Source organism: Anaeromassilibacillus sp. An200 (assembly GCF_002160025.1).
Classification (GTDB): domain Bacteria; phylum Bacillota; class Clostridia; order Oscillospirales; family Acutalibacteraceae; genus Caccousia; species Caccousia stercoris.
The window spans coordinates 40436-54159 of the sequence record NZ_NFJU01000019.1 but is presented as its reverse complement, the minus strand read 5'-3'; the positions used below and the strand labels follow the sequence as shown (position 1 = coordinate 54159).

General features: G+C 45.5%; 12 protein-coding genes and 2 tRNA genes. 10 read left to right on the top strand and 4 right to left on the bottom strand.

What is annotated here, in order from left to right:
• The first annotated feature begins 24 nt into the window (after positions 1-24).
• Positions 25-612, top strand: coding sequence for an HD domain-containing protein (locus tag B5F35_RS10725; RefSeq protein ID WP_087240805.1), 588 nt, complete (start codon positions 25-27; stop codon positions 610-612).
• Between the two features lie 6 nt (positions 613-618).
• Here the strand turns inward: B5F35_RS10725 and B5F35_RS10720 are convergent, their stop codons facing one another.
• Together B5F35_RS10720 and B5F35_RS10715 are read right to left on the bottom strand one after the other, a co-directional pair.
• Positions 619-1110 carry a gamma carbonic anhydrase family protein gene (locus B5F35_RS10720; RefSeq protein ID WP_087240803.1) on the bottom strand — a complete coding sequence of 164 codons (492 nt, stop codon included), beginning with the start codon at positions 1108-1110 and terminating at the stop codon, positions 619-621.
• Between the two features lie 115 nt (positions 1111-1225).
• The gene (locus B5F35_RS10715) at positions 1226-2710 is read right to left on the bottom strand and encodes a DUF1846 domain-containing protein (RefSeq protein ID WP_087240839.1); all 1485 of its coding nucleotides are present in this window, start codon (positions 2708-2710) and stop codon (positions 1226-1228) included.
• 751 nt (positions 2711-3461) lie between these two features.
• Here B5F35_RS10715 and B5F35_RS10710 point away from each other — a divergent pair.
• The 3 genes from B5F35_RS10710 to B5F35_RS10700 all read left to right on the top strand — a co-directional run bounded on the left by B5F35_RS10710 (position 3462) and on the right by B5F35_RS10700 (position 8420).
• Positions 3462-5297 carry an ATP-dependent DNA helicase gene (locus B5F35_RS10710; RefSeq protein ID WP_242969488.1) on the top strand — a complete coding sequence of 612 codons (1836 nt, stop codon included), beginning with the start codon at positions 3462-3464 and terminating at the stop codon, positions 5295-5297.
• Between the two features lie 255 nt (positions 5298-5552).
• On the top strand, positions 5553-6842 hold the full coding sequence (locus B5F35_RS10705) for a cation:proton antiporter (RefSeq protein ID WP_087240798.1): 1290 nt from the start codon (positions 5553-5555) through the stop codon (positions 6840-6842).
• Positions 6843-6968: 126 nt separating this feature from the next.
• Complete coding sequence (locus B5F35_RS10700) at positions 6969-8420, top strand: aminotransferase class I/II-fold pyridoxal phosphate-dependent enzyme (protein WP_087240796.1); 1452 nt, start codon at positions 6969-6971, stop codon at positions 8418-8420.
• 41 nt (positions 8421-8461) lie between these two features.
• On the opposite strand, the gene B5F35_RS18885 is transcribed toward B5F35_RS10700, so the two are convergent.
• On the bottom strand, positions 8462-8638 hold the full coding sequence (locus B5F35_RS18885; RefSeq protein ID WP_164488519.1) for a DUF6472 family protein: 177 nt from the start codon (positions 8636-8638) through the stop codon (positions 8462-8464).
• A gap of 193 nt (positions 8639-8831) precedes the next feature.
• Between B5F35_RS18885 and B5F35_RS10695 the strand changes: the two genes are divergently transcribed.
• The 6 genes from B5F35_RS10695 (at position 8832) to B5F35_RS18455 (ending at position 12697) form a co-directional block, all read left to right on the top strand.
• A tRNA-Leu gene (locus B5F35_RS10695) sits at positions 8832-8918 on the top strand.
• 141 nt (positions 8919-9059) lie between these two features.
• Complete coding sequence (gene bilS / locus B5F35_RS10690) at positions 9060-9542, top strand: flavodoxin family protein BilS (protein WP_087240794.1); 483 nt, start codon at positions 9060-9062, stop codon at positions 9540-9542.
• Positions 9543-9692: 150 nt separating this feature from the next.
• Positions 9693-9779, top strand: a tRNA-Leu gene (locus B5F35_RS10685).
• A 221-nt stretch (positions 9780-10000) separates the two neighbouring features.
• A complete protein-coding gene (locus B5F35_RS10680) occupies positions 10001-10528 on the top strand; it encodes a GNAT family N-acetyltransferase (RefSeq protein WP_087240792.1) in 528 nt (175 codons plus the stop codon).
• A gap of 91 nt (positions 10529-10619) precedes the next feature.
• Positions 10620-12014 carry an adenine nucleotide alpha hydrolase family protein gene (locus B5F35_RS10675; protein WP_087240790.1) on the top strand — a complete coding sequence of 465 codons (1395 nt, stop codon included), beginning with the start codon at positions 10620-10622 and terminating at the stop codon, positions 12012-12014.
• Positions 12015-12019: 5 nt separating this feature from the next.
• Positions 12020-12697 carry an EFR1 family ferrodoxin gene (locus B5F35_RS18455; RefSeq protein ID WP_242969490.1) on the top strand — a complete coding sequence of 226 codons (678 nt, stop codon included), beginning with the start codon at positions 12020-12022 and terminating at the stop codon, positions 12695-12697.
• A 63-nt stretch (positions 12698-12760) separates the two neighbouring features.
• On the opposite strand, the gene B5F35_RS10670 is transcribed toward B5F35_RS18455, so the two are convergent.
• The gene (locus B5F35_RS10670; protein WP_242969487.1) at positions 12761-13630 is read right to left on the bottom strand and encodes a glycerophosphodiester phosphodiesterase; all 870 of its coding nucleotides are present in this window, start codon (positions 13628-13630) and stop codon (positions 12761-12763) included.
• Positions 13631-13724 lie beyond the last annotated feature (94 nt).

The window sequence follows — 13724 nt, the reverse complement described above, 5'->3', positions numbered from 1 at the left end:
ACCGGTAATAAAGAAAGGAAAACAATGGGATACAAAGAAGAATTCATTCAGATTTATCAGACGCATGTCAGCAGAGAAGGGAGCGTTTCGTTTCTGGAGTGGCTGCAAAAGACAGATTTTTTTACAGCGCCCGCCAGCAGTAAATTCCATTGTGCCTGTCTTGGAGGACTGGTACAGCACAGTGTGAGCGTTTATCATACCATGAGGGAAAAGCACTTTGAAGAAGGAAAAGACAATGAGGAAAGCTTTGCGATCTGCGCTCTTCTTCACGATGTCTGTAAGGCGCAATTTTATAAGGAAAGCTTCCGTAATGTCAAAAATGAGGAAACGGGAGCTTGGGAGAAGAAAAGTTTTTATCAGGTAGATGATAGCTTTCCTTATGGGCATGGGGAAAAATCGGTGTTTCTCATCGAGCGCTTTCTTCGTCTCAGAACAAGTGAAGCTGTGGCGATTCGCTGGCATATGGGCGGATTTGACGATGCGGCCCGAGGGGGAAGCTTTGCGATCAGCCAGGCTTATGAACGGTATCCCTTGGCGGTAAAGCTCCATCTTGCCGATCTGGAGAGCACCTATCTGAGGGAGCAGGGGACCTCTGCGGTAAGACGCAAATAGAAGCGGTTAATTTTCCTGCATGGCTTTCTGGGAGAGAGCAAGATATTCGAGAGCGTTTTCCCGAAGCTGTTCTTTCTCTTCCTGTGTAAGCGTCCGTTTTACTTTGGCGGGAGATCCCACAACAAGCGATCCGTCCGGGATAACCGTTCTCGGCGTGACCAGTGCTCCCGCACCGATCAGGCATTCTTTGCCGATAACTGCCTGGTCCAGTACAATTGCACCCATTCCGATCAAAGAATGGTTCCCCACAGTACAGCTGTGCAGAATAGCAGTGTGACCCACGGTTACTCCATCCCCTACGATCGTGGGGGCCTTTTGGGAACAGTGGAGGACAGCAGCATCTTGAATATTGGTATCTCTCCCTACAACAATCGGCGCACAATCTCCGCGCAATACTGCATTGTACCATACAGAAGAGTGTTCCCCGATGGTGACATCCCCAACAATCTGCGCACCTTGGGCAAGAAAAACGGAACTGGCAATGGAAGGTTTTTTCATAGCAATCGAAATCCTTTCTGAGTTGTTTTCATTTTTAGAAAAGAGAGCCTGCCGGCAAAAGGTTTTCTCCCTCTTATTGAGAGAAAACACTTTTTTCGGCAGGCTCGTTTTGATTTTATTTGTGAAATAATTTTTTGGTCTGGTAGCGTGGCTCACAGGTTAGGCGCACACCCAGCTTGCGGAAGGTGGAATCGTCTACAGCAGAGAGAATAACAGTGGAGTGTGCTTCACAGTCCCGCAGTTTGGAGAGCTGCTGAAGAGCCTGGCCCGCCACCGGATTCAGTGTTGCGCAAATGGAAAGAGCAATGAGCACCTCATCGGTATGCAGGCGCGGATTATGATTGCCCAGATGATGGGTTTTGAGATTCTGGATCGGTTCAATGACGTTGGGAGAAATCAAAAGGATTTTGTGGTCGATTCCACCAAGGGCTTTGAGCGCATTGAGCAGTGCGGCGGCAGACGCACCAAGCAGAGAAGAAGTTTTTCCGGTAATGACGCGCCCATCTGGAAGTTCAATCGCAGCGGCGGGCATTTCCGTTGCTTCCGCCCGCTTCAAAGCTGCGGCAACCACAGGCCGGTCATCGACACTGACGCCCGCGCGGCTCATCAGAAGCTCCAGCTTTACCACAGCAGATTCTTCCACACGTCCCAGACGTTGATCGCACATCGTGTGGAAATAGCGGCGAATAATCTCCTGACGAGATGCTTCCTGACAGGCTGCATCGTCAATGATGCAGCGGCCAGCCATATTCACTCCCATATCCGTGGGGGATTTGTACGGACTGGTGCCAGAAATCTTTTCCAGAATGGCGTTGAGAACAGGGAAAGCCTCCACATCCCGGTTATAGTTGATGGCTGTTTCGTTGTACGCCTCCAAATGGAAGGGATCGATCATGTTTACATCGTTGAGATCGGCAGTGGCAGCTTCATAGGCAAGGTTAACCGGGTGTTTGAGTGGAAGATTCCAGATGGGGAAGGTTTCAAATTTTGCATAACCCGCTTTGATCCCGCGGCGGTATTCATGGTACAGCTGGGAAAGGCAGGTAGCCATTTTCCCGCTTCCGGGGCCAGGTGCGGTGACAACAACGAGCGGACGAGTGGTTTCCACATATTCATTTTTTCCAAAACCTTCGTCGCTGACAATGTGAGGGATATTGGAGGGGTACCCTTCAATCGGATAGTGCAAAAACACCTTGACGCCAAGCGATTCCAGACGTTTATGGAAGGTATCCGCCGTAGCCTGTCCGGAATACTGGGCGATTACAACACTCCCGACGTATAGGCCATTGCCGCGGAAAGCGTCAATCAGGCGGAGTACATCTGCGTCATATGTGATGCCAATATCACCGCGAACCTTGCTTTTTTCAATATCTGTGGCGTTGATGACGATCACAATCTCCACCTGATCGGAGAGCTGCATGAGCATTTTAATCTTACTATCCGGCAAAAAGCCCGGCAGGACACGGGATGCGTGGAAATCATCGAACAGCTTTCCGCCCATTTCCAGGTAAAGTTTGTTGTCAAATTGGGCGATACGCTGCTGAATATGCTGGGACTGAATTTCCAAATACTTGTTGTTGTCAAAACCGATCGCTTTCATGCGTCCCTCCATCTTTCCGGTTTCCCTGCAAAAGAAAACGGCGGAACCTGCGGGCCTTCTGGCCCGACGCCGCTGGTTCACGCCTGTTTCATTTGTCGAAAAGCCTCATGACATATTGATATAGCAATATTATAGTAAATTTATAGAAGGAATACAACAGATTCCATTCAAAAAATTTTCTCTCGGCAGGCATCTGTTTTTTGTGCTATACTGGTAAAAAATGCGGGAGGTGTGGACGATGGAGGAAATCAGGCTTTCTGCGCGAAGGCTTGTGGAATTCCTTCTGCGCAGCGGAAATCTGGAAAGCGGATCCGGAGGAAATGCGCTGGAAAAAGCAGCGGAGGGTGCGAAAATTCATCGCCGCCTGCAAAAAGAAGCTGGAGAGGGATACCAAGCGGAGGTCTTTTTCTCGCATCAGGAAAATTGGGAAGAACTTTGTTTTCGTGTGGAGGGAAGAGCGGACGGTATCTTTGAAGAAAACGGCCTTCCCGTCGTTGACGAAATCAAAACCCTTTCCATGCCGCTTGCCAGCCTTCCGCCAGACGGTGTGGAAGTACATTGGGCACAGGCTATGTGCTACGCCCATTTCTATGCTGTTTCGAGGGAATGCGACTCGGTTTCGGTCCGTCTCACCTATTGTCAAACAGAAACACAGGAGCTGCGTCGTCTGACGCGTACCTTTTCTGCTGCTCAGCTTTCCGACTTTTATCAGGAACTGCTTGCTCAGTACGCTCCCTGGGCTCGTTTTCGCATGGAATGGGATCAGCTGCGAAAGGAAACGATTCAGTCCATGTCCTTTCCGTTTGCAGAATACAGAAAAGGACAGCGTGCTTTGGCGGCCGCAGTTTATCGGGCAATCCGAGATGAAAAACGTCTGTTTTGTCAAGCGCCCACCGGTGTAGGAAAAACCATTTCCACACTCTTTCCTTCTATCAAGGCGATGGGGGAAGAATTGACAAGCCGCATTTTTTATTTAACGGCCAAAACTGTCACACGTCAGGCTGCGGCGGACGCCCTTACAGTAATGCGGCAAAAAGGTCTGCGTTTGAAAAGTATTGTTTTGACAGCCAAAGAAAAAATCTGCTGCCAGGAGTCGCCGGAATGTACACCAGATTCATGCCCTCGGACTGCCGGACATTTTGATCGTGTGAATAAAGCGTTGTATGAGCTTTTGACGCAAACAGATCATTTCGATCGCGAAAAACTGGAACGAGCAGCAGAACTTCACCAGGTTTGTCCTTTTGAGCTCTCGCTGGATCTGTCTGAATGGTGCGATACCGTTATTTGTGACTATAATTATCTGTTTGATCCGGTAGCAAGCCTTAAACGATACTTTGCAGAGGAAAAAACGAATTTTACTTTTCTGATTGATGAAGCGCATAATCTTCCGGAACGCGGACGGGATATGTATACGGCGGAGTTATGCAAATCCAATGTTTTGGCATTGAAAAAAGAGATTGGCAAACAGGAAAAAACGATAGGGAAGATGCTGGCCTCTCTGAATACCGCCATGCTGGCACTTCGTCCTCTGTGCGGAGAGACCGGGCAAGCGGAAAGCGCAGAAATTCCGCAGGAATTTCTGCGTGCGCTGCATCGATTTTCCGTTAGATGCGAGGAATGGTTGGAGATGCATCGGGAACATCCTTTGCGCAGACAGCTTCTTCCACTATGGTTTGATGTGCGTTTCTTTCTGCGAATTTCAGAATTGTATGGGCCGGAATATATCACACAGCTTCAGCATCGCAAAAGTGAGGTTATGATTCGTCTGTTCTGCCGTGATTCCGCACGTTTTTTGGATGAATCCATGAGTAAGGGAAGGGCGTCCATTCTTTTTTCGGCCACACTTTCCCCCCTGCCATACTTTGTTTCCGTTCTGGGTGGGGGAGACGATGCCAGGACACTTTCTGTACCATCTCCTTTTCCCAAAGAGAATCTGCTGTTGCTGCTAGCGGATCAAATCAGCACACGTTATGTGGATCGACAAAGGAGTCTGCCGGAGGTTGCGCAAATGATAGGAACCTTTGCCAAAGCGGGAAAGGGAAACTGCATTGCGTACTTTCCATCCTACCAATATATGGAACAAGCAAAAAGCTTGGTGGAAGAAAAATTTCCGGATTTGCAAATTGTTTGTCAGGGCAGAAACATGGAAGAAAGGGAGAGGGAAAGCTTTTTATCTCTTTTTTCAGAAGAAAACTCGAAAGCCCTTCTGGGATTTTGTGTAATGGGAGGAATCTTTTCGGAAGGGATTGATTTTTATGGGGATCGTTTGGTTGGTGCAGTGATAGTGGGGGTTGGGCTGCCGCAGGTCAATCAAAGGCAGGAACTGCTGAGAGAATATTATGAGCAGGAGAGAGGAGATGGCTTTTCGTTTGCTTATCGTTTTCCGGGCATGAACAAGGTAATGCAGGCAGCAGGGCGGGTAATCCGCTCAGAGACAGAGAAAGGCGCAGTTCTTTTGATTGATTCACGTTTTTCTCAGCCAAACTATCGCTGCCTTTTTCCTCCGCATTGGGATATGCTGCATCGCGTGCGGAAAGCAGAAGAAATGGTATTGCTTCTACAAGAGTTCTGGGCAGAGAAAACGTAAAAGCCAAAAGAAAAACATATACAATATTCTGTCTTTTGTCAAATAGTGTTTTAGAAAATATAGACATTGCTAAATTTATGACAAAAGCTTATAATCTAACAGTCAAAATAGCGCGATTAGCCTTATGAAATCACAGATTTCTGCTTTCGCGCCAGTAAATTTTTTCGGGTGTTCTTGAAAACACAGAAGAATCGTTCAGAAAAGCTTTTGCGTTTTCAAAAATACCGCGAAGCAGATTGATGGAGAGAAAGCTATATGTCATACCATTTTTTGTTGGACCTTTCCTTGATCCTCCTGAGCACCAAGGTGCTTGGCCTTGTTACAAAGCGCTTTAAAATGCCTCAGGTGGTGGGAGCTCTGCTGGCAGGCCTGGTTCTTGGTCCAGCCATGCTGAATGTGCTGACTGAGACGGAGTTTATCACACAGATGGCTGAGCTTGGCGTTATCATTTTAATGTTTACAGCCGGTCTTGAAACAGATATCAAGGAATTGAAAAAGACGGGCAAAGCTTCCTTTGTCATTGCTTTGATTGGTGTGGTCGTTCCTCTGATAGGCGGTTTTGCTCTGACATATTTCTTTAATCATCCCACAGACGGCACACCAGACAATATGGTGATCCTGCAAAATATCTTTGTAGGCGTTATCCTCACGGCAACTTCCGTCAGTATTTCGGTGGAGACCCTCAAGGAAATGGGGAAGCTGAACACCCGAGCCGGCAATGCAATCCTGGGTGCAGCGGTTATTGATGATATTTTGGGAATTATTGCCCTTACCATTATTACAAGCCTTGCGGATCCTACGGTGAACATTGCTATGGTGCTGATTAAGATCGTAGCATTCTTCATCCTTTCTCTTGGAGCAGGCTATGTCTTTTACCGTCTCTTCAATAAGTTTCAGGCGAGATATCAGAAAGACATGCGCCGTTTCGTAATCATCGCATTTGTATTCTGTCTGTTCCTTGCTTATTGTGCAGAAAGCTTTTTCGGCGTTGCCGACATCACAGGCGCTTATATCGCGGGCGTTTTGATTTCCAACACACAGCGTACGAAGTATATTGCAGCACGTTTTGATACTTTGTCCTATATTCTGCTTTCTCCGATTTTCTTTGCAAGCATCGGCTTGAAAGTATCTCTCCCGTCCATGACAGGAACAATCATCTTGTTTGCTGTTTTGTTGATGGTAATAGCAGTTCTGACAAAGATTATCGGCTGCGGGTTAGGTGCAAAGCTTTGCCACATGACAAATCAGGAGTGTTTGCAAATTGGTTCCGGCATGGTCTCACGCGGCGAGGTTGCCCTGATTGTAGCGTCAAAGGGAGCTGCTCTTGGTTTGATGTCGGATACTTTCTTTGCTCCGGTAATCCTCATGGTGGTGGCCACTACCATTGCAGCACCGATTCTTCTGAAGCTGACGTTCCGGCATGAAGGTTCCTCTCCCAGCCAGCTTTCCGATGAAACAGCCGGACAGTTTCAGGATTATGTAGACAGTAAGCAGGAAATTTTTGATGCGCTTGATGAGGGGAGAAAAACACCTCATAAGGGGTAATTCTGCGTACGAAGAAAAAGAATTTATAAAAGGTGCGGAAATGTGTACAGGCTTGGCTGTGTGCACGCTTCGCACCTTTTTCTCTGGAAATTCTTATTTTTGAAAAACGAAAGGGGAGAAGAATGCATGAAATCCCTGTATGAAGCTTTGCAGGAAAACCGGGATGCCGGCATATGCCCCATGCATATGCCGGGGCATAAAAGAAACACTCACTTGTTTCAAATGGAAAATCCCTATGGTCTGGATATCACGGAAATCGACGGATTTGACAATCTTCATAACGCACAGGGCATTTTGAAAGAATCTATGGAACGCGCTGCCGCGCTTTGGGGAGCCAAGCAAACCTGGTTTCTAATCAACGGAAGCTCCTGCGGTGTTCTGGCGGGCATTGCTGCCTGTACACAGTGGGGAGATGAAGTCCTTGTATCACGAAACAGTCATAAATCTCTCTATCATGCCCTCTACCAGAACAATCTTTTTCCGCACTACCTCTGTCCGGAAACGATTCCTGGTTTTGAGGCAGCGGGCGGCATCACGCCGCAATCTGTGGAGGAGGCCTTACGAAAACATCCAAATGTTAAGCTTGTTGCCATCACCTCTCCAACCTACGAAGGAGTTCTCTCTGATGTAAAAGCAATCGCAGACATTGTGCATGCAAAAGGAATCCCACTTTTTGTGGATGAGGCACATGGAGCTCATCTCGGTCTTGCACCCGGTTTCCCCCAAAGTGCGATACAGTGTGGGGCGGATCTCGTTGTACAAAGTCTGCATAAAACACTTCCCAGCCTGACTCAAACAGCAGTTCTGCATCTAAACAATCATCTCGTGCAGGCCGGTGCGGTAGAACGCCAACTGTCTATCTATGAAACCAGCAGTCCTTCCTATTTGTTGCTGGCATCCATGGATCGCTGTGTTCAGTTTTTATGGGATCACGGAAGGGAAGCCTTTTCACTTTACAGGGAAAAACTGGAACAATTTGAAAGGGAGATGCGAAACCTCTCTTACTTTTGCTTATTGGGGCGGGGAGCAAAAGAATGTTCGGGCCGTTATGGGATCTATGCACTGGATCCTTCGAAAATAGTGCTGGGTTCTTTTGGAACAAACCTGACAGGTCCACAGATTATGGAGTCTCTGCGCCGCACAGACAAAATAGAACTAGAAATGGCCGCAAGCTTTTATGTCATTGCCATGACAAGTTTATGTGACACAAAGGAAAATTTCCAGCGCTTGGCTCATGCGTTCTTGCGCCTTGAAAAAGAGGAGAGCTTGAAAGCCGATCGGATAGGGAGAGAGAAGAAAAAATATGACAAGGACATTACCTTTACTCTTCCTGTAAAGGTAATGTCCTTGCGTGAAGCGGAGTCCAAAGCAGGAAAATGCATTCCTTTTTTTCAGTCGGAGGGATATATTTGCCGGGAAACTATTTTTGCATACCCGCCTGGAATTCCTCTGATTGTTCCGGGAGAACAAATTGATAAGAAACTGTTGGAGCGCATCTGTTTTATGCAGAAAGCAGGCATCTCGTTGAACAATTCCCGCCGCAGCTTTGATCAGCAAATTGATGTGGTATGGGAATAAAAAATGCCAAAACAGCAGATGGGGAATACGGCCATATTTATTCAGATCTGCTTATGAACAATTTTATATTCATCCCCCATTTGGAAATATGGGCATTCAGTTGTTGTATGCATCATGAAGTCAAACATTTCATCTTCATCCAAATCAATAACACATCTCTTTTCTCCCGTCTCATAATCCTGCTCAAAGTTACAGCAGTAATCACAATTCGATTTCATAGGACCTCCTTCTTTCTCTTCACAATATTTGTTTATCTTCTTTTGGTTTATAAGTCTGGCGCGGAATTTAAGTATAGCATGCTCCTTCGCAAAATTGCAAATTACAGCAATTTTTGATTTTTTTCATTTTTTTCTTGACAGTCATAAAAAAATATGATATTCTTTAAAAGCTGCAAGAAAACCGAATAAAAATGCGAGAGTGGCGGAATTGGCAGACGCGCTAGATTCAGGTTCTAGTGAAGGCAACTTCATGGGGGTTCAAGTCCCCCCCCTCGCACCAATAACTGGACACTGATTTTGATGCGTTTGGTATCTGAATTAGTGTCCAGTTCATTTTATTTTACCAATGAGAAACTTGGTGAAAGAGAAAGTACAAAATGATGTTTAAAATTACAATGTTTGAATTTATTTGGGAGGCTTCATGAGTTACGCAGTTGTATACAGCAGTCATACAGGAAATACCGCTCTTTTGGCCGAGGCAGTTCGGGAAGCCCTGCCGCAGGAGGATTGCATCTATTTTGGCACGCCTGATTTAAAAGCCCTTACGGCGGAAACAATTTATGTTGGCTTTTGGACAGACAAAGGGACTTGCGATGCTTCTGTCGCGCAGTTTTTACAGGAACTTACTCATCAGAAGGTGTTTTTATTTGGTACCGCAGGTTTTGGGGGAGCGCCAGATTACTTTGAACAAATTTTGAATCGAGTGAAAGAAAACCTGGGAAGGGGTGCTGAACTGACAGGGACCTATATGTGTCAGGGGAAGATGCCTATGTCTGTTCGTGCGCGTTATGAACAGATGGAGGAAGGACCCCGCCGCACCGCTATGCTGGAAAATTTTGATCAGGCTCTTCACCATCCGAATACAGAGGATTTAGTCAAGCTTAAAGCTGCCATTGTTAAATAATGTCATACCTGCATTTTTCATTTCTCCGTACAGAGCAGAGAACCTGCTCTGTACGGTTTTTTATAGAAAATTTGTGAAATTTATTTTTTCTCTTGACACCCTCAAAAAAACATGGTATTATATCAAAGTTGCAAGAAAACCGAATAAAACGCGAGAGTGGCGGAATTGGCAGACGCGCTAGATTCAGGTTCTAGTGAAGGCAACTTCATGGGGGTTCAAGTCCCCCCCCTCGCACCATAGGCTGGATATCAGTTTTGATACAATTGAGTATTAAAACTGATATCCAGTTTCTTTTTGCTAAAATTGCTGTTTACAAAAGCGTAGCTGGATGTGACAAGCGTGTTTGCCACACGATATCTGGTCTGCGTGGTAGAAGTATTTATATTTCTGTGCTATAATATTTAAACCAACAAACAAATGACGATTTGTCAAGATAAAAGAAAGGTTTATGAAAAAGCATGAATAAAGAGATCAAAGGGAAAAGGGTTATTCTGCGCGAGCAAAGAGAAGAGGATTCCCCTTTTTTTACTTATTGGTTTAATCAGCCGAAAGTTATGTTTCAATGTGGCTTTGAGAAACCTACCGATGAAGAAGAGGTAAAAACTTGTATTAACGTCAACCACAAATCGGAAGATTCGGTCTGGTATACGATTACAGATCTTAACGGTAATATTATCGGTGAGACTGGCCTTCTCCGCATGTTTCCTGCATGGCACCAAACCGATCTTACCATTATCATTCCCGATCCGAAGATGCAGCATAAAGGATACGGGACGGAAACAATTCGTATGATGCTTGATATAGCCTTTCATGAGTATAAAATGCATCGCGTCTCCATTGGAGTAGTAGGATTGAATACAGATGCACTGGAATTCTACAAGAAAATTGGATTCAAACAGGAAGGTATTATGGAGGAAGCATACTATTACAACAACGAGTACAGCGATTTTATTATGATGCGAATTCTCAGTCACGAATGGGAATAATGGACAAACTGTTTTATCTTACCGCTCACGTGGAAAGAGTGTTGCATCCGAACCTGTTTTCTCAATAAGAAATCTGGCGGTGGAAGAAGATATGGAATATTATGTGCAGAGCCGGTGGAAGCTTCAGGGAAGAAAATTAGTCTACTATGGGCTGAGGAACAAAGAGCATTTATTTGAAAATGAAATCCATCTTTCCCGAAAGCAGGCGGTTTTGATTGCATCGCTTCCCAGAGACCTTAATCATTTTGAAGAAAAGAGTCTCCAACCTCTTATTGGTGTACAGATTGTTAGCAGAAACCAGTTGAGAGCAATACCGAATTCTGTGGAGGAAGCAACCTTCTGTAAAAATTGTTGTGCCAACGATTTTATGATTCCTGGAATTGAATTTGATGAAAAAGGCCTCTGTCCGCTCTGCCAGGCCAAAGAGGAGGAGAAAGGGCTGGTAAGCCTTGTTCCTGTGATAACGGAAATTCCCCGTGCAAAGCATTCCCGCTTCGATGCCGCACTCTTTTACACGGGAGGAAAAGATTCTACTTTTTTGCTTTATTATCTTTCCGAAGTTATGGGCCTTCGCATTCTGGCTATGACATGGGAAATTCCATGGATGTCCGAGAATGCCAAACAAAGCATAGAAAATGCCAAGCAGCGCTTGGGAAAGGTAGAGTTTATCTGCCGTACGGTCAGCCGGCAGGATTTGATGCGTATTTATCATCGGCTTTATTTGCTCAACGGAAATACCTGTGCTTGCCCTTCACTGGCTTATATGCTTTTTTATCCGGAAATGGTGGCGAATCGTGTTCCATATTTTCTCGCGGGAAATGAACCAGTGCAAATGCTGGGCCTTTTCTATAATCACATGGCACCCAAATTTGCCTATTCTTTTGAAAAAAGGCGGTTTTTGAATATTTTGATCTCTGTATGGCGCCTTTTAACCTTGCGTCCTCCTTTGAAGAAAGGGCAGCTCCACACATTGATGACAATGAAACAGCTTGCCTATGGAGGAAATCCTATTAAAGAAAGATTATATCCCAATGAGCTTTTATCCAACGTCACAAAAGCGCTGCATAGTGTGCCTGAACTGCTTCCACCACTCAAGCGAGCCATTCGTTCCTCATCCCGCAGTGGACGGATTCCCGCATTTGTCCACCTTGATTTCAATGCAGCCTGCGGCGGACGATATGACTGGAAAAATGTGAAGGAACTCCTTGTAAAGACGTGCGGATGGGTTCCGCCTTCTGATGCAGGACAAGGGCTGCACACAAGCTGCTGTATTGAGCGGTGTAAAGAGCATTCACAATTTATTCGGTTCCGGGCATGTGAAAGCCGTATGATTCCTTTCAGCGCTTTGGAGCTTGCCTTGGCCAGCCGGGATCACTATGTAACCCGGGAGGAAGCGATTTATGAGCTGAAAAACACGCTTGGCTTTTGCCAGGAGCCAGTGTGTGAATATATGTTGATACAGAAGATACTGGAGGAATCCCCTTGACAACCGTGTATTGCTTTTCCGCAACCGGGCGAACGAAACAAGTAGCGCAATATGTGGCTCAAATGTTTTCCTGCCGGCTCCTGGAACTTTCCTTGGACTGGCAGCCAGATTCCTTTGAGAATGAAGTTGCTGTTGTGGTATTTCCTGTCTATTGCCAAAGTCTTCCTCTTCCAGTCAAAAAAGCTCTTCCTTTGATTTCAGCTTCTGATTTTATTCTGATTGCCACCTATGGAAGAAAGTCCTTTGGGAATGCCTTAAAAGAGGCGGCAGAATTGGTGAAAGGCCGTGTGATAGGGGGGGCATATGTTCCCATTAGCCACACTTACCTGAATGAACAATTTCAAGCAGATTTTTCCCGCTTGGATGCATTGATTGAACGAATTGCAAACCCTAAACCAATACATATCCCCAATACCTGGAAAAATCCGTTTGCTTCTTTTTTCCCTTTGCGAAGAGGACAGCTTGGTGTACGGATGACTCGGGAAAGGAACTGCAATCATTGTGGATTGTGCGCAAAGCGCTGTCCCATGAATACAATGCTGGATGGAAAACCAGGCAGAAATTGTATCCGTTGTATGCGTTGTGTTCAGATTTGTCCCCAAAAAGCACTGCGTGTAACGCTTCATCCTTGGCTGAAGCAATATCTGAATGGGAAGCGGAAGAATGATCTTCTGATATACTGAAAATATAGAAAAGCGGAAGCTTTGATCGTCAATATTGGATCAAAGCTTCCGCTTTTTATATTGTTATGAAAGGGAACGAAGGACAGAGCGACATACATCTGGATAATTGGTTATGATTCCATTGACCTGCTTCTGCGTCAGATAACGCATGGCAGGCTCCTCGTTAATCGTCCAGACATTTAATCCGATTCCATCCCGTGTAATTTCATCGATAACAGCGTCGTTAAGAGAATTCAAAGAGGGGTGGAGGTATTCCACACCATTTGTTTTTGCGTATTTCCCTGAATGAACCAGCCAGCAGTCATAAAGAAAACCGCAGCGAATTTCGGGAGCCAAACGTTTGCATAACACAATGGATTCGTGATTAAAGGAAGAGAAGATCACCCGATCCTCCAGATGAAAAGCACGTACCATCTCGATGACTTTTTTCTCCATTCCCTCATACCAGATCACGCTGTTCTTTAATTCGATGTTTGTGATCACAGAAGTGTCCTTTACTAGATCAAAATATTCTTCCAGTGTAGGAATTGGTTCAAAGGGAAATTTTCCGGGCATTACAGCGGCAGCATTAAAACGGCGCAGCTCATCCAAGGTATATTCGCAAAGCAAACCGGTTCCATCTGTGGTTCTGTCAAGTTTTTCATCGTGCATGATGACAAGAGAACCGTCTTTCGCGAGATGTACATCAAGCTCAATCCCGTCGCATTCCGCCTCCATGGCCTTACGGAAAGCGAGAAGGGTGTTTTCGGGATATTGACCGGAAAAACCGCGGTGTGCAAAAACTTTTGACATGATGATCTCTTCTTTCTGATTAAGGCATAAAACAAACGCCTCTTTTGGTGCTATTATAGTTTGTTTTGTGAGAAATGTAAAGAATGTGAGGGGAAAACGATTGGATTTTATTATTTCACCGACAGATTTCTTCCTTGACAAGCCAGCAGGAGAAGCTTATAATTTGTTAGACAAACTAATTATTTTAATCTGCTATTGCTTTTCTCCTGCCGCTGGATTTCCCACTGAGCACCAG

Bases quoted from the DNA above. Each gene is read 5' to 3' on its own strand.
- B5F35_RS10725 (WP_087240805.1), top strand. From the start codon at position 25: ATGGGATACAAAGAAGAATTCATTCAGATTTATCAGACGCATGTCAGC.
- B5F35_RS10710 (WP_242969488.1), top strand. From the start codon at position 3,462: ATGGAATGGGATCAGCTGCGAAAGGAAACGATTCAGTCCATGTCCTTT.
- B5F35_RS10700 (WP_087240796.1), top strand. From the start codon at position 6,969: ATGAAATCCCTGTATGAAGCTTTGCAGGAAAACCGGGATGCCGGCATA.
- bilS (WP_087240794.1), top strand. From the start codon at position 9,060: ATGAGTTACGCAGTTGTATACAGCAGTCATACAGGAAATACCGCTCTT.
- B5F35_RS10675 (WP_087240790.1), top strand. From the start codon at position 10,620: ATGGAATATTATGTGCAGAGCCGGTGGAAGCTTCAGGGAAGAAAATTA.
- B5F35_RS10680 (WP_087240792.1), top strand. From the start codon at position 10,001: ATGAATAAAGAGATCAAAGGGAAAAGGGTTATTCTGCGCGAGCAAAGA.
- B5F35_RS10705 (WP_087240798.1), top strand. From the start codon at position 5,553: ATGTCATACCATTTTTTGTTGGACCTTTCCTTGATCCTCCTGAGCACC.
- B5F35_RS18885 (WP_164488519.1), bottom strand. From the start codon at position 8,638: ATGAAATCGAATTGTGATTACTGCTGTAACTTTGAGCAGGATTATGAG.
- B5F35_RS10720 (WP_087240803.1), bottom strand. From the start codon at position 1,110: ATGAAAAAACCTTCCATTGCCAGTTCCGTTTTTCTTGCCCAAGGTGCG.
- B5F35_RS10715 (WP_087240839.1), bottom strand. From the start codon at position 2,710: ATGAAAGCGATCGGTTTTGACAACAACAAGTATTTGGAAATTCAGTCC.